The following is a 15,739-nucleotide window of genomic DNA, read 5'->3' as shown; positions in this document are numbered from 1 at the left end:
GTTTTCCTGTCCATCGCCCGCTCGGTGATCGGCGGCCTGTGTGTGTTTGGCTGGTGCCGCTGGCGCGGCATTGCGCTGTTCACTCCTGACAAGACCCTCGTCGCCGGCATCCTGGCAGGCGCGCTTTTCGGTCTCGAGTTCCTGTTTCTCTATGTCGGGCTCGAGCACACCACCGTCGTGCGCAACACCTTGCTGGTCAACACCATGCCGTTCTGGATGCTGGTGGGCGGCCATTTCCTGCTGGGCGAAAGCATCACGACACGCAAGCTCGTTGGTCTTCTGCTCGCCTTCGCCGGACTGGTCGCGGTGTTTTCCGATAAACTGAGCGCCAATGGCGGCGCAACATTGAGCGGCGATTTGCTCAGTCTCGGCGCCGGCATTCTGTGGGCCGTGACCAATATCGTCATCAAGCGGTCGAAGCTGGTGACGGCCAGCGCCGAAAAGCTGCTGCTCTATCAGCTGGCCGGGGCCGCTGTCGTCGGCATTTTGGTGATGCCTTTTGCCGGGCCGCCGGTCCGCAGCTTTGCCGTTCTGCCGACGTCGGCTCTGCTGTTCCAGGCCGTCTACGTTGTCGCGTTCACCTATGTGCTGTGGTTCTGGCTGCTGCGGCGCTACCCTGCATCCGGCTTGTCGAGCTTCACCTTCCTGTCGCCGGTGTTTGGTGTGCTGTGCGGCGCCGTGTTCTTGAACGAGCCGCTGACCGTTCGTATCTTCCTGGCACTCGCCCTGATCGCCGCCGGACTCATCATCGTCAACCGGCCGGCCCGAAAACAAAGTCCCGGATGAGCATGCGCGATATATTGAACGACCTCGAAGCTGGAAAGCAGCTCTCTGATCCGGACCCGGTGCGTCGCGCCCAGATCCAGATGAAGACGCCGCTGCCGAAGCGCTTCTACAAGACCGTCGCGGTAGCACCGGTCGAAGACGGTTTTGCCGTCCATCTCGATGGCAAGCCCGTCCGCACGCCGGCCAAGGCGCTGCTGGCGCTGACGACCGAACAGGCGGCCACTCTCGTCGCCGAGGAATTCGCCGCACAGAAGGAGACCATCGACCCGGTGACGATGCCGGTGATGCGTCTGGTCAATACGGCAATCGATGGCGTCGCCAGTGATCCCCAGGCGGTGCTGGAGGACATCCTGCGCTTCGCCTCATCCGATCTGCTCTGCTACCGCGCCGATGCGCCCCAAGGGCTGGTCGACCGGCAGAACGAGCATTGGGATCCGGTCATCGACTGGGTGCGCAGCGCGCTCGGCGCCCGGTTCCATCTCGCCGAAGGCGTGATCCATGTCGAACAGCCGCGCGAGAGTATCGCGCTGCTTGGCCAGCATCTTGCCCAACGCGCCGATCCGCTGCGCCTTGCCGCCATCCACGTCATGACTTCCCTGACCGGATCGGCGCTACTGGCGCTGGCCGTCGATTTCGGCGAGCTCGATGGCGAGGCGGCCTGGGCTGCCGGCCATGTCGACGAGGACTGGCAGGCCGAGCAATGGGGCCATGATGCCGAGGCAGTCGCGCGCCGTGCGGCCCGCAAGCGCGACATGATGGCGGCGGTCAAGCTGCTCGAAGCGCTCAAAGGCTGACGGCACCGCCTGGTATTTCGCACTGCACATTAGACCAAAGTCATAATCCCAAAGGCGGTCTGCCTCTGGGCACTGCTTTCTGTCATTTTTTGCACCGATGACCGCACTGAGTCTGCGTTGCGAGGGAGCGCGGACGATGACGTGCAGCATCGAGCTGACGGAATCACACGGGAGGATACGCTCATGGCAATGGCATCGACCGCCGGCAAAACAAGCCGCGGCATGACGCGGGAGGAGAAGAAGGTCATCTTCGCTTCCTCGCTCGGCACCGTTTTTGAATGGTACGATTTCTATCTCTACGGCTCGCTGGCAGTATTCATTGGTTCGACTTTTTTCAGTCCAACCATTCCGGAAGCGACGCGCAATATCTTCGCGTTGCTGGCGTTTGCCGCTGGCTTCCTCGTGCGCCCGTTCGGCGCATTGCTGTTCGGCCGCATCGGCGACCTTGTGGGCCGTAAATACACTTTCCTTGTCACCATGACGATCATGGGCCTGTCGACCTTCCTGGTCGGCTTGCTGCCTGGCTATGCGACTCTGGGCATCGCCGCTCCCGTGATCCTGATCATCTTGCGCATGTTGCAGGGCCTGGCGCTCGGCGGCGAGTATGGCGGTGCCGCGACCTATGTCGCCGAGCACGCACCCGACGATCGCCGCGGCTACTACACGTCGTGGATACAGACGACGGCAACGCTCGGCCTGTTCCTGTCGCTGGTCGTCATTCTGATCGTCCAGGGGTCGATGGCCAAGGAAACCTACGCCGCCTGGGGCTGGCGCATTCCGTTCATCGTTTCCTTTCTGCTCCTCGGGATTTCGATATGGATCCGGCTGTCGCTTTCTGAATCGCCGACCTTCCAGCGCATGAAGGACGAAGGCAAAGGCTCCAAGGCTCCGCTGTCGGAAGCCTTCGGCCAGTGGAAGAACGCAAAGATTGCGCTGCTGGCACTGCTCGGCCTCACAGCAGGCCAAGCCGTGGTCTGGTACAATGGCCAGTTCTACGCGCTGTTCTTCCTAACCAACGTGCTCAAAGTCGACGCGCAGTCGGTCAACATCATGATCGCAATCGCGCTGGCGGTCGGCTCCATCTTTTTCGTCGTGTTCGGCTGGCTCTCCGACAAGATCGGTCGCAAGCCGATCATCATGGCCGGCCTTGCGCTGGCGATCGTCTGCACCTTCCCGTTGTTCAAGGCGCTGACCTGGGCAGCCAATCCGGCGCTCGCCACCGCGCAGCAGAACACCCGTGCGACGGTGACCGCGGCACCGGGAGACTGCAAGTTCCAGTTCAACCCGGTGGGCACGGCGAAGTTCACCACGTCCTGTGATATCGCCACCTCGTTCCTGACCAAGAACTCGGTGCCTTATGACGTCGTAGCAACGGCAGCGCCCGGCACTGCTGCGTCGGTCAAAATCGGCAACGAGACGGTTGAGTCGTATGACGCGACTGCAGCCGGCGACCAAGCCAAGGCCAAGGACGCCGTTTTCGTCAAGGCGGTAAACATGGCGCTTCGGGACGGCGGCTATCCGCTGAAGCGGGCAGCGGCCAAGGTGCCGGACCAGAAGCTCGAGGCGTTCATTGCGGCCAATCCCGAGCTGAAGCTCGACGCGGCCGCCGTCCGCGCCGGCGAGAAGGCTACGGTTCCGACCGAGCAGGCGATCAAGGACAAGCTGCTGAGTGCCGATGAGGCCGCGGGAGCCCCCGAGGTCACCGTCTACACCATACCGGGCGGCGGTTCCTTCGCCATGTTCGCCGACCCGGCGGCAGTCAATTGGCCGATGACGATTGCTATCCTGTTCATCCTCGTCGTCTTCGTGACGATGGTCTATGGGCCGATTGCCGCGATCCTGGTCGAGATGTTCCCGACCCGCATCCGCTACACCGGAATGTCGCTGCCCTATCACATCGGCAATGGCTGGTTCGGCGGGCTGCTGCCGGCGACGGTGTTCGCGCTCAGCGCCTACAAGGGCGACATCTACTACGGTCTCTGGTACCCGGTGGTGATCGCGGCGATGTCGCTGATCATCGGCATGATCTTTGTCAGGGATACGCTCGGAACGGACCTGCACACCAAACAGTAGCCGGCCAGTCCCGGTTCAAAGCAAAGCCCGGCGCGAATGATCGCGCCGGGCTTTTCCAATTTATCGAGTGCATGGAGGGAGGCTTAGCTCTTCCGATCCTGTTTCGCTTCCTCGATCGCTGCCTCATGATACCAGGCACTTCCGAAATCCGTTCGGTTGCGCAAAGAAGCAAGCTCTGCCGCGAACTTAGCCTTTCCGCTTAAATTTGAGGCAGAAGCGCGTGCTGCCACCGGGAACATCAGGATTTTGGCCGACTGACGAGTGGAAGTGATTTCCATTGTCGGTTTCCTTTCTTCGACAGAACCTTGCCGATTCAACCTTTCCCCAACATAGGTTCAGCAATCGAATTAGGCAACATGATTACGAAAAGAACAGTACTTGCACATTATTTATGCAAACTGTGCTTGTGGATGATCCGAACGCAGCATGACGGCGGACCAGCGATTTTTGTGCGGATACAACCTCACTTTTGCCGCATCCGTCGCCGGCGAGAATGGCACACGAATTGCATTTTAGTGATCCGGCAGGTCGGCTGCTGGATAGGCCGGCTCGCCCCGGCGCCATCCAGGGTTCCGTGATCAAGCAACGAGAGGCTAGAATGACGAAATACAAGCTCGAGTACATTTGGCTCGATGGATACACCCCGGTTCCCAACCTCCGCGGAAAGACGCAGGTCAAGGACTACGCCGAGTTTCCGACGCTCGACCAGCTTCCGCTGTGGGGCTTCGACGGTTCTTCGACCATGCAGGCCGAGGGCCACAGCTCCGACTGCGTTTTGAAGCCGGTCGCCGTTTATCCGGATCCCGCCCGCACCAATGGCGCGCTCGTCATGTGCGAGGTCATGATGCCGGACGGCGTGACGCCGCATGCGTCCAACAAGCGCGCCACCATTCTCGACGACGAGGGCGCCTGGTTCGGCTTCGAGCAGGAATATTTCTTCTACAAGGACGGCCGTCCGCTAGGCTTCCCCGAGAGTGGCTATCCGGCGCCGCAAGGCCCGTACTACACCGGCGTCGGCTACAGCAATGTCGGCTCCGTCGCCAGGCAGATCGTCGAGGAGCATCTCGACCTTTGCCTTGCCGCCGGCATCAATCATGAAGGCATCAACGCTGAGGTGGCCAAAGGCCAGTGGGAATTCCAGATCTTTGGCAAGGGCTCCAAGAAGGCCGCCGACCAGATGTGGATGGCGCGCTATTTGTTGCAGCGCCTGACCGAGAAGTACGGCATCGACATCGAATACCACTGCAAGCCGCTCGGCGACACCGACTGGAACGGCTCCGGCATGCATGCCAACTTCTCGACCGCCTATATGCGCGAAGTCGGCGGCAAGGGCTATTTCGAGGCGCTGATGGCTGCCTTCGACAAAAACCTGATGGATCACATCGCCGTCTATGGCCCGGACAACGACAAGCGTTTGACCGGCAAGCACGAGACCGCGCCCTGGAACAGGTTCAGCTACGGCATCGCCGACCGCGGCGCTTCGATCCGCGTGCCGCATTCCTTTATCAACAACGGCTACAAGGGCTATCTCGAGGATCGCCGTCCGAACTCGCAGGGCGACCCCTACCAGATCGCTTCGCAGATATTGAAGACGATCGCCTCCGTCCCGACCAGCGCCGAGGTTTCGGCCGCGGCTTGAGAATGCGTTCACGGCGCGGACTTCGGGTGTCCGCGCCGTGACTTTCTTTCCCATCGCATTGCATCAAAAAACCCCGGCGTCTCCGCCGGGGTTTTTTCTATGTGACTATAAGGTTCCGGATCACACCGAATAATACATGTCGTATTCGACCGGATGCGGGGTCATTTCGAAGCGCATCACCTCGGCCATCTTGAGCTCGATGTAGCTGTCGATCTGGTCGTCGTCGAAGACGCCGCCGGCCTTCAGGAAGCCGCGGTCCTTGTCGAGGCTCTGCAGTGCCTCGCGCAGCGAGCCGCAGACGGTCGGGATCTTCTTTAGTTCCTTCGGCGGCAGGTCGTAGAGATCCTTGTCCATCGGCTGGCCGGGGTGGATCTTGTTTTTGATGCCGTCGAGGCCGGCCATCAGCATGGCGGCAAAGGCGAGATAGGGGTTGGCACCAGGATCGGGGAAGCGGACCTCGACGCGCTTGGATTTCGGCGACGAGCCGAACGGAATGCGGCACGAGGCCGAGCGGTTGCGTGCCGAATAGGCGAGCAGCACCGGCGCTTCATAGCCCGGCACCAGGCGCTTGTAGGAATTGGTCAGCGGGTTGGTGAAGGCGTTGATCGCCTTGGCATGCTTGATGATGCCACCGATGTAGAACAGGCAGCTCTCAGACAGGCCGGCATATTCGTTGCCGGCGAAGGTCGGCTTGCCTTCCTTCCAGATCGACTGGTGGACATGCATGCCCGAGCCGTTGTCGCCGAACACCGGCTTCGGCATGAAAGTGGCCGTCTTGCCATACGCGTTGGCGACCTGGTGCACGACATATTTGTAGATCAGCATCTTGTCGGCGTTGCGGACCAGCGTGTCGAACTTGATGCCGAGTTCGTGCTGGGCGGCGGCCACTTCGTGGTGGTGCTTTTCGACGCGCACGCCCATTTCGGCGAGCACGGTGAGCATTTCCGAGCGCATGTCCTGTGCCGAATCGATCGGCGGCACCGGGAAATAGCCGCCCTTGATGCGCGGCCGGTGACCGAGGTTGCCGGTCTCGTAGTCGGTGTCGTCATTGGACGGCAGTTCGGTGGAATCCAGCCTGAAGCCGGTGTTGTAGGGATCGGCCTTGTACTTGACGTCGTCGAACACGAAGAACTCGGCTTCAGGACCGACGAAGATCTGGTCGCCGATGCCTTCGGCCTTCATGTAGGCCTCAGCCTTCTTGGCGGTGCCGCGCGGGTCGCGGTTGTAGGATTCTCCCGAGATCGGATCGAGAATGTCGCACAGGATGACCATGGTCGACTGGGCGAAGAACGGGTCCATATGCACCGTATCCGCATCGGGCATCAGCACCATGTCGGACTCGTTGATCGCCTTCCAGCCGGCGATCGAGGAACCGTCGAACATGACGCCATCGGCAAACATGTCTTCCTCGACCTCGATGACATCCATCGTTACGTGCTGCAGTTTGCCCTTCGGATCGGTGAAGCGCAGATCAACGAACTTCACGTCGTTGTCCTTGATCTGCTTCATGATGTCTTTGGCTGTCGTCATGTCCCTGCTTCCCTATGTGATGACGTTTTGAACGTGGCCTTTTAACGGGAAAACTCAGACGGCGTCCATGCCGGTTTCGCCGGTGCGAATGCGCACCACTTCCTCGATGTTCGAGACGAAGATCTTGCCGTCGCCGATACGGCCGGTCTGGGCCGCCTTGCGGATGGCTTCGATCGCGGCTTCGACCGCATCGTCGCCGAGCACGACTTCGATTTTCACCTTCGGCAGGAAGTCGACGACATATTCGGCGCCGCGATAAAGCTCGGTATGGCCCTTCTGGCGGCCAAACCCTTTGGCCTCGGTAACGGTGATGCCTTGCAGCCCGGCTTCCTGAAGCGCTTCCTTCACTTCGTCTAGCTTGAACGGCTTGATGATCGCTTCGATCTTTTTCATGTAAAAAGTGGCCTCCACTGCCAAAAAAGACGGGTTGTGAGCCCCGCTTGCGCCTCAATCAAGCACGAACTGTGCCAATTGATGGAGTGCCGAGCGGGCTCACTTGATTTGGATATCATGCTACGCGGGAATGTACATTCGCGTCATTCGCTGCGTCGGATGCGCCATGAACGCCGCGAGCCTACACACCGCCGGTCCCGTCGTCCGCACAAAAAATGGGCAGATCGGATATTTCATGAGCAGCTGCGGACCTGCGACTCGTCGCTCCGGGCATCGCCGGTGTGTTTCACAACCTTCGTAGTTTGCGTCGGATCAAAAACTGGACAATGCTTCGGCAGATGATGTGCATGTCGCCCGCATGAGCAACGAACTTCTTTCTCCGTCCGAAATGGCCGAGGCCGACCGGCTGGCGATCGCCGCCGGTCCGTTCGACGGCATCGGCCTGATGCGCAACGCCGGCGCCGCGGTTGCTGCCGTAGTGCTGAAGCGCTATCCAGCGGCGAGCCGCGTCCATGTGCTCTGTGGCCCCGGCAACAATGGTGGCGATGGCTACGTCGTGGCACGGTTGCTGGCCGAGGCTGGCGTCAATGTCGCGGTCTGGGCCGAAGGCAAGCAGAAACCGGGGAGCGATGCCGCGCTGGCTGCCGAGGCTTGCAACCTGCCGGTCAACCATCTCGGCCACTGTTATCCGGAAGCGGGAGAAGTCGTCGTGGACGCGCTCTATGGCGCGGGACTGTCGAAAGACATTTCCATGCAAGCGTCAGCCGTCTCCGGCCTTAGTAGCGCGGAACGCGTGCCGGTGGTTTCGATCGACCTACCTTCGGGTGTGTCGGGCGAAACCGGGTTGACCAATGCTTATTTCGAGGCCGAGGTGACGGTAACGTTCGTGCGAAAAAAGGTCGGCCATCTGCTGATGCCCGGACGCAGCCTGTGCGGCGAGATCATCGTCGCTGACATCGGCATTCCAGATGCGATCGTCGACCAGCTCAAGATCAAGACGTTTGAGAACACGCCGGACCTGTGGCTGCGATGGAATTTTCCGCGAACGGCCATCGATACGCACAAATACAAGCGCGGCCATGTCGCGGTCTTTTCCGGCGGACCGAGCGCCACAGGTGCCGCCCGGCTGTCTGCGATGGCCGCTGCCAGAAGCGGGGCGGGGGCAGTGACCGTGCTTTCGCCTGGCGATGCCATGCAGGTGAACGCCGCGCATCTGACCTCGATCATGTTGCGAAAGGTCGACACCGTCGCGGAGGTGGGCGAATTCATCGGCGAACGGCAGCCGTTGGCCATCGTTCTTGGTCCAGGGTTCGGCGTTGGCGACAAAGCCCGCGATTTTGCATTGCGGTTGCTCAGCCGGGACCCTCTCCACGATATCAAACACGGGATCGAATTTGGAGGCGTTGTGCTTGATGCCGATGGCCTGACTTCGTTTCGCGACGCTCCAGACGCCCTTTTTGAAGCCGCACATCGAACCTTCGCACCAAGTCTGGTGCTGACGCCGCATGAAGGCGAATTCGCCAGGCTTTTTCCCGACATTGCCAGATCGAAGAAGCAGTCAAAGCTCGCCAAGGCCGGCGCCGCCTCAGCGCGTGCCAATTCAGTCATTGTCTACAAGGGCGCCGACACGGTGATCGCGGCGCCCGACGGCAGGGTTGCGATCAACAGCAATGGCGCGCCGTGGCTGGCAACGGCCGGGTCGGGGGATGTGCTGGCGGGCATCGTTGCCGCGCTGCTGGCGCAAGGCATGCGAGCCTTCCAGGCTGCCTGCGCTGCGGTCTGGATCCACGCCGAGGCCGGCCGCCGTTTCGGGCCTGGCTTGATCGCCGAGGATCTGCCGATGGCGTTGGTGCCGGTGTTGCGTGAATTGGTCGAACGCCAACAGGACCTTCTATGAGACGTCTTGCTGTCTTTTTCATCACGCTCGTCATGGCCGCATTGGCGACACAGTCGGCGAATGCCGCTGAGCAGCCGGTGACCATCGTCGACGACCCGGCCGTTCTCGCCGCCCTCGATAGCGAGGGTTACGGTTTCGCCGGCATTTTTCGGCGTCGATGGCAAGGGCGACCTGAAGACGCTCTACGAGAAGGCGCCGGCCTACCACGCGATCGTCGAAACGGTTGCAAGCGACGTCGCGGCGCTGCGGGCCGAGATGAAGGCCGGCGGGCGGACGCTCTATGAGGTCACCGACGGCAATGTCGGCCGCATCATGGACATGCGCTGGCTGAAGACCGACGCCGCACGCTTCCGCCTCGTCGGCGTGGTCAACCGGCTCGACCGCGGCGATTTCGCCGCGCTGACGGGCGACACCAGTTGCGGCGAGGTGCGTTTCATCTATCGCCTCGCCTACAGCTTCAAGAAGAACGGCAAGGTTTTGGCCTCGCGCCTGCCGTTCAATTTCAGTGCCGTCTTCAATGTCGCGCCCGATGCCGATGGTGGCTGCGTCGGCGTTGCCGGACGCTGGGCGCCGCAACTCGACGAAAGCGTCGATGCCGGTTGGCTGACCGGCGGCCCGCTGGAAAGGGCGGCGCTCACCTTCAAGCAGCTCGAGCTCAATGCGCAAGTGGTGCGCTTCCCCTCCGGCCAGGAGACCGAATTCGGTGGCCAGGCGGCCTACGTCATGCGGATATTCGGCATCGATGGCTCGGCTGTCAGCGAGAAGCCGCTGGAGAATACGCCCGACACGGCACGCCTTGCTGAAGACGCCGGCTTAAAAGCAAAACTTGCGGAATACATCCGCACAGATGTTGCGGCGGTCGATCTCGGCGTCTACCAGATTCCGGACCAATTCCTGGCGAAGAAGGTCATCTCATGGTCGACCTTCGGCAGCGCAAGGCAGGCCAACCACCCGTTCACGCCGCTGTTCCAATCCGCGGATTTCGCCGGCCTCGATTTTTCTGCGCTGAAGTTGGTGCGAACGCCGGAGGCGCTGGTCGAGCGTCTGGACAACGGCGCCTGCCAGGGCTGCCATCAGGCGGGATCGACCGCCGGCTTCCATTTCATCGGTTTCGATGACAAGACGACCTCGCCGCTCAACCGCATCGAAGTTGGCATCTCACCGCATCTTCACGCCGACATCCCCCGCCGCGAAGCGTGGCTGCGCGCGACTGCCGAGGGCAAGGAGCCGAACCGTTTCCGCCCGCTGTCCTTCGCGCCGCCAGCCACATGGAACGATGCCGGCGAGGTCGACTACGCGCCGGCCGAGATGGCGATGCCGTGCCTGATGCCGGAGGATGCGGCCCGCTTCGGCGCAACCTGGCAATGCGGCGGCGGTACCGTCTGCACGCCACTGGCGATCGTGTCCGGCGTGCGCACCAAGCTGGCGCAATGCCTGCTGCCCAAGGACAGCCCCAAGGACAGCAAAGCCATGTTCTCCGGCCATCCGTGCCTGACCGGCTCGATCGCCAGCAACGCCGCGCAGCCTTTCAATGACCGCTACACCATCACCGGCCAGTTCGCGGCTTTCGCGCCGGGCATTTCACGCATCGCCTACACCTGCCGGCCGCCGAAGATCGGCGTGCCGGCGGGCATTGCCTATCGCGGCTGCGACGACCGGGATCACAGCTTTGCCGCCTTCAAACCGGGCAAGTCGATGCCGAACGAGATTTGCGGGCTGGTTGGCGGCAAAAAATTCGACACCTGCGTAGCGACCAATAATTTCGACCAGTGCCTGGGCGGCGCCGTCAATCGCGGCAACAGGCCTGCCTGCTCCGCCGACCATTTTTGCCGCGAGGATTACATGTGCCAATCGCTGCCGCCCGACACGCCGGGCATCGGCAAGGTGAGAGGCATCGGCTTCTGTTCGCCAACCTATTTTATCTTCCAGATGCGCATCGACAATCATGCGACGCCGTGGTCGGGCGCTGTCCGCGCGACGATGGGAGCGGGGTTCGGCGCGGCGGAAGCGGAATAGGCCGCCGGCTCACGCATTAGCAGCAGTGGATCCTGGTGGGCAGCTATCGATCGAGATGGTCGGCGATGTTCGATGTCCATTCGCCGTCGAAATGGCGGACATGTTCGGCGACGACCTCATCGCTCAGCAGGCTCGACAAGGCAGAAACCAGAACTGGTTCTATCTCTGGAGCCGAGTTAAATCCAAGAGCAGTCAAACGTTCGGACCAGGGCGGATGATCCGCGCTTTCGTTATCTGGCGCGTCCCAGGCCTTTTGCGCATATTCTTGCAGGATGGGAAGCCTCGACAGGTGACTGGCGGCCGCCAGAACTCTTTCGAGTGGTGGACGAGGCGGTACCATGGTGCCAAGCAGTTCACGTTTAAGCGGAATATACACTTGGTCATCGAAGAACGCACTGGCAGCACCGATCAGTAGCAGGGCGCGCGCCGTTTCATATGCATCGCCGGACGTCGCTGCATGGCGATCTGCGTCAATTTCCGCCCGTCGCGACAACCGTATTTCTTCGCGCTCCAGAGTGCGCGACAGCGGACCAAGCATCCAGTAGAACAGGCTGCCTGAAACGGTTTTCCCTGGAGGAGCGAAGTCGAAGATTAGATCGAAGCTTTTCTCGAGTTCGGCCAGGTTGAGACCGCCATTTGTATCTTTGTTTTTCAGATGGGCGTCCTCATGAGCCAAGATCGCCGCAAATGCCTTTTTGTCGGTCGCTGCGAGCAGCGGCAGGCCCACGGTGAGAATTGCCCTGCGACCAAGCAGGCCCAGAAACGGCCGCTCTTCACCGATGCTAGCGTTGAGATCGTCGCTCAGCACGATCGTCGTCCGGCTGGCGCGGTGTTTGCCAGCAATACTCTCCCAGACAGCCCACAATTTCGGGGCTGATTCCCAAGTAATCCCGTCCACCTTGCTGGGTCGAAAACCGGCGAACAATGTCCCAATCAACAGAACGATGGCCAGCATCGCGGCCGGGATTGCAACAACGCCAGTCGCGATGACAGCGAGCGGATAGCAATCGAGGAACCAGAACCACAGGAGTATTGGGCAAAACAGCGGCAGAGCGAAGAGCAGGATGGCAAACCTGCCGAAACGCGCTCCCACACAGAGGACCAGGCGCGACATCAACCCCTCTCACAGCGGAATATTATCGTGCTTCTTCCAGGGGTTTTGCATATCCTTGTTGCGCAGCATCCTGAGCGCGCGGGCGATGCGGCGGCGGGTCGAATGCGGCATGATAACCTCGTCGACATAGCCACGCTCGGCGGCAACGAAGGGTGACAGGAAGCGATCCTCGTAAGCTTTTGTGTGCGCTGCAATTTTCTCCGCGTCGCCGATATCCTTGCGATAGATGATCTCGACTGCGCCCCTGGCGCCCATCACCGCAATCTGCGCCGTTGGCCAAGCATAGTTCATGTCGCCGCGCAAATGCTTTGACGCCATAACGTCATAGGCGCCGCCATAGGCCTTTCTGGTGATGACGGTTATTTTCGGCACGGTCGCTTCGGCATAGGCGAACAGAAGCTTGGCGCCGTGCTTGATCAACCCGCCATATTCCTGCGCGGTGCCTGGCAGGAAGCCCGGCACGTCGACGAAGGTGACGATCGGGATCGAGAAGCAGTCGCAGAAGCGCACGAAACGCGCCGCCTTGCGGCTGGCATCCGAATCGAGCACGCCGGCCAGCACCATCGGCTGGTTGGCGACGAAGCCGACGGTGCGGCCCTCGATACGGCCGAAGCCGGTGACGATGTTTTTCGCAAAATTCTGCTGGATCTCGAAGAAGTCACCCTCGTCGGCAACTTTAAGGATCAACTCTTTGATGTCGTAGGGTTTGTTGGCATTGTCGGGGATCAGCCTGTCGAGCGACAGATCGTGATCGGTGACCGACTGGTAGCATTCGATCTCGGGAATTTCCGCCGTGTTGGAGGCGGGCAGCAGATCGACCAGCCGGCGCATCTGCAGCAACGCCTCGACGTCATTGTCGTAGGCTCCGTCGGCGATCGAGGACTTCGTCGTGTGGACGGAAGCGCCGCCGAGGCTTTCGGCGGTGACCGTCTCGTTGGTGACGGTCTTCACCACATCCGGCCCGGTGACGAACATGTAGGAGGTGTCGCGAACCATGAAGATGAAGTCGGTCATCGCCGGCGAATAGACGTCGCCGCCAGCACAAGGGCCCATGATCAGCGAAATCTGTGGGATGACGCCGGAGGCTAGAACATTGCGCTGGAAGATCTCGGCATAGCCGCCGAGCGCCGCCACGCCTTCCTGGATGCGGGCGCCGCCGGCGTCGTAAAGGCCGATGATCGGCGCGCGGTTGCGTAGCGCCATCTCCTGCACCTTGACCACCTTTTCGGCATGCGCCTCGGACAGCGAGCCGCCGAACACGGTAAAGTCCTTTGCAAAGAGGTACACTGGCCGGCCATTTACGGTGCCCCAGCCGGTGACGACGCCATCGCCGGCGATCTTGGTCTTCTCCATGCCGAAGTCGGTCGAGCGGTGCTCGACAAACATATCGAACTCCTCGAACGAGCCCTCGTCGAGAAAAACGTCTATGCGTTCGCGGGCGATCAGCTTGCCCTTCTTGTGCTGGGCGTCGATGCGGGCCTGGCCGCCGCCCATGCGGGCGATCTCGCGGCGGCGCTCGAGTTCCTTCAGCACGTCCTTCATGACCGGTCCCCGAAACGGAAAGCTGGATTGTGGTAATCATGCCCGCGAGAGAGCGCAAGCGCCGCTTCCTCTTGGCTTTGCTGCGCTGCAGCATCAGGCCCCTTGCATTTCGATGCGAACTGGGCCATATGCGGCGGCATAGGCGCTTGGGCCGGGATAAATCCGGCCTTCTCGACGAATGAGACTGGTTGCGTCTGTTTTCCCTCTTCCCGGCATATCGGCAAGGTGGCGAAAAAGCCCCGTGGCATGATGCCTGCGGGCACGACAGCGCAGCCGTGTGGACAATAGCGTCCGCCCGCCTTGTCGTTTCATGACAATTTTCGACGGCAGGTTGCGCCCTGCCGCCATTTATGTTTGCGGCCAGGAGCCGCATGAAAGAAGAATATTTTGACCAATGAAAACACTTTGACCGGTAAGGACACTGGGGAACTGAACGGTTTCGCCGCACTTGGAATTACCGGCGCACTGCTCAAGGCCACCAATGCCGCCGGCTTTACCGATCCGAAGCCGATCCAGGCCCAGGCGATCCCGCCGCAGCTCGAAGGCCGCGACATTTTCGGCATCGCCCAGACCGGCTCAGGCAAGACCGCGGCGTTCGCGCTGCCGATCCTGTCGAAGATCATCGCACTTGGCACCAAGCGCCGGCCGAAGACGGCCCGCGCGCTGATCTTGGCGCCGACGCGCGAACTCGCGGTGCAGATCGAGGAGATGATCAAGCTGCTCGCCAAGGGCGCGCATGTCTCGACCGCGCTGGTGCTTGGCGGCGTCTCGCGCTTCAGCCAGGTGAAGAAGGTTGCCCCTGGCGTCGACATCCTGATCGCAACCCCCGGCCGGTTGACAGACCTGGTGCGTGAAGGCGATCTCGTGCTTGCCGACACCAAATGGCTGGTGCTCGACGAAGGCGACCGCATGCTCGACATGGGCTTCATCAACGACGTCAAGCGCATCGCCAGGGCGACGGCGCCGGACCGTCAGACGGTGCTGTTCTCGGCAACCATGCCGGCCGAAATCGCCGAACTGGCGAAAGGCCTGCTGAAGAACCCAATTCGCGTCGAAGTCGCTCCTCACAGCACCGCGGCCGCCGAGATCGTACAGGGTGTCGTCTTTGCCCGCACCAAGCAGAAGCGCCAGGTGCTGGCCAACATGCTTGCCGATGAGGCGATGAAGTCGGTCATCATCTTCTCGCGCACCAAGCATGGCGCCGACAGGGTGACCAAGGATCTCGAGCGCGACGGCTTCAAGGCCGCCGTCATCCACGGCAACAAGTCGCAGAATGCCCGTCAGAAGGCGCTCAACGATTTCCGTGAGGGTTCGGTGCGCATTCTCGTGGCGACCGACATTGCGGCACGCGGCATCGACGTGCCCGGCATCAGCCATGTGGTGAATTTCGACCTGCCGGACGAGGCAGAGAGCTATGTCCACCGCATCGGCCGCACTGGCCGCAACGGCATGGACGGCATCGCCATCACGCTCTGCGACCCATCCGAAAACAGCAAGCTGCGCCAGGTCGAGCGCATCATCCGCACCAAGCTGCCGATCGTTGCCGACCATCTCGGCAGCCCCGATCCGCAGCGCAATCCCGCCGAGAAGAACGAGCGCAGCTTCGAACCGGCCAATGATCGCAACGACCACAATGGCCGCCGCGACGGCAGGCGGCCCGGCGGCGCAAACAACGGCTTCGGCAAGAAGCGGTTCGGCGACAAGCCGGCCTTTGCGGGCGAGCGCAAGCCGGAAGGCGCCAAGCCCTTCAAGGGCAACAACAAGCGCCGCTTCGGCGGCAAGCGGCCAGCAGCGCGGGCCGCATAATCTGACCGTGTTGCGGTCGGCCAAGCCTGGCTTGGTCATTCACGATTGAAAAGGGGGGGCCGCGGGGGGGGGACGGGGGGCCGGGGGTTGTGTGGGGTGGTTTTGGTTACAACCCCCCCCCCCCCCCCCCCCCAAACGCGCGGGGGGGC

The 15,739-nt window shown here is 61.6% G+C and carries 12 protein-coding genes; 7 read left to right on the top strand and 5 right to left on the bottom strand.

Translation table 11 applies throughout. The annotated features are described in order from the left end of the window. From NKI95_RS32710 to NKI95_RS32700, 3 genes are all read left to right on the top strand, one after another. The coding region (locus NKI95_RS32710; RefSeq protein WP_352721973.1) for a DMT family transporter at positions 1 to 786 on the top strand (786 nt) is incomplete at its 5' end. A 2-nt stretch (positions 787 to 788) separates the two neighbouring features. Beyond that, positions 789 to 1,580 (top strand): ATP12 family chaperone protein, encoded by a 792-nt coding sequence (locus NKI95_RS32705; protein ID WP_352721972.1) that lies wholly within the window; start codon positions 789 to 791, stop codon positions 1,578 to 1,580. A 183-nt stretch (positions 1,581 to 1,763) separates the two neighbouring features. Next, positions 1,764 to 3,653 (top strand): MFS transporter, encoded by a 1,890-nt coding sequence (locus NKI95_RS32700; RefSeq protein ID WP_352721971.1) that lies wholly within the window; start codon positions 1,764 to 1,766, stop codon positions 3,651 to 3,653. A gap of 83 nt (positions 3,654 to 3,736) precedes the next feature. Here NKI95_RS32700 and NKI95_RS32695 read toward each other — a convergent pair whose 3' ends face one another. After that, the gene (locus NKI95_RS32695; RefSeq protein ID WP_292660390.1) at positions 3,737 to 3,931 is read right to left on the bottom strand and encodes a DUF2735 domain-containing protein; all 195 of its coding nucleotides are present in this window, start codon (positions 3,929 to 3,931) and stop codon (positions 3,737 to 3,739) included. Between the two features lie 320 nt (positions 3,932 to 4,251). On the opposite strand from NKI95_RS32695, the gene NKI95_RS32690 reads away from it, so the two are divergent. Next, complete coding sequence (locus NKI95_RS32690; RefSeq protein ID WP_254817165.1) at positions 4,252 to 5,292, top strand: glutamine synthetase beta-grasp domain-containing protein; 1,041 nt, start codon at positions 4,252 to 4,254, stop codon at positions 5,290 to 5,292. Positions 5,293 to 5,412: 120 nt separating this feature from the next. On the opposite strand, the gene glnA is transcribed toward NKI95_RS32690, so the two are convergent. Then, on the bottom strand, positions 5,413 to 6,822 hold the full coding sequence (gene glnA / locus NKI95_RS32685) for a type I glutamate--ammonia ligase (RefSeq protein WP_352689268.1): 1,410 nt from the start codon (positions 6,820 to 6,822) through the stop codon (positions 5,413 to 5,415). A gap of 54 nt (positions 6,823 to 6,876) precedes the next feature. Beyond that, positions 6,877 to 7,215 (bottom strand): P-II family nitrogen regulator, encoded by a 339-nt coding sequence (locus tag NKI95_RS32680; protein WP_019857988.1) that lies wholly within the window; start codon positions 7,213 to 7,215, stop codon positions 6,877 to 6,879. A gap of 358 nt (positions 7,216 to 7,573) precedes the next feature. On the opposite strand from NKI95_RS32680, the gene NKI95_RS32675 reads away from it, so the two are divergent. Together NKI95_RS32675 and NKI95_RS32670 are read left to right on the top strand one after the other, a co-directional pair. Further along, entirely contained in the window at positions 7,574 to 9,112 is a 1,539-nt protein-coding gene (locus tag NKI95_RS32675) for an NAD(P)H-hydrate dehydratase (protein WP_352721970.1), read from the top strand. Between the two features lie 255 nt (positions 9,113 to 9,367). Further along, the gene (locus NKI95_RS32670) at positions 9,368 to 11,128 is read left to right on the top strand and encodes a hypothetical protein (RefSeq protein WP_352721968.1); all 1,761 of its coding nucleotides are present in this window, start codon (positions 9,368 to 9,370) and stop codon (positions 11,126 to 11,128) included. Between the two features lie 43 nt (positions 11,129 to 11,171). Here the strand turns inward: NKI95_RS32670 and NKI95_RS32665 are convergent, their stop codons facing one another. Both NKI95_RS32665 and NKI95_RS32660 read right to left on the bottom strand, forming a co-directional pair. Then, positions 11,172 to 12,242: a M48 family metallopeptidase gene (locus NKI95_RS32665; RefSeq protein WP_352721966.1), complete on the bottom strand. Its 1,071-nt coding sequence runs from the start codon at positions 12,240 to 12,242 to the stop codon at positions 11,172 to 11,174. Between the two features lie 9 nt (positions 12,243 to 12,251). Further along, positions 12,252 to 13,784: an acyl-CoA carboxylase subunit beta gene (locus NKI95_RS32660; protein ID WP_352721964.1), complete on the bottom strand. Its 1,533-nt coding sequence runs from the start codon at positions 13,782 to 13,784 to the stop codon at positions 12,252 to 12,254. 387 nt (positions 13,785 to 14,171) lie between these two features. Between NKI95_RS32660 and NKI95_RS32655 the strand changes: the two genes are divergently transcribed. Further along, positions 14,172 to 15,590: a DEAD/DEAH box helicase gene (locus tag NKI95_RS32655; RefSeq protein ID WP_352721963.1), complete on the top strand. Its 1,419-nt coding sequence runs from the start codon at positions 14,172 to 14,174 to the stop codon at positions 15,588 to 15,590. Positions 15,591 to 15,739 lie beyond the last annotated feature (149 nt).

This window comes from Mesorhizobium sp. M0306, assembly GCF_040321655.1.
In the GTDB taxonomy this organism is placed as follows: domain Bacteria; phylum Pseudomonadota; class Alphaproteobacteria; order Rhizobiales; family Rhizobiaceae; genus Mesorhizobium.
The sequence above is the reverse complement of the archived record's forward strand: the minus strand, read 5'-3'. Positions and strand labels throughout refer to the sequence as shown.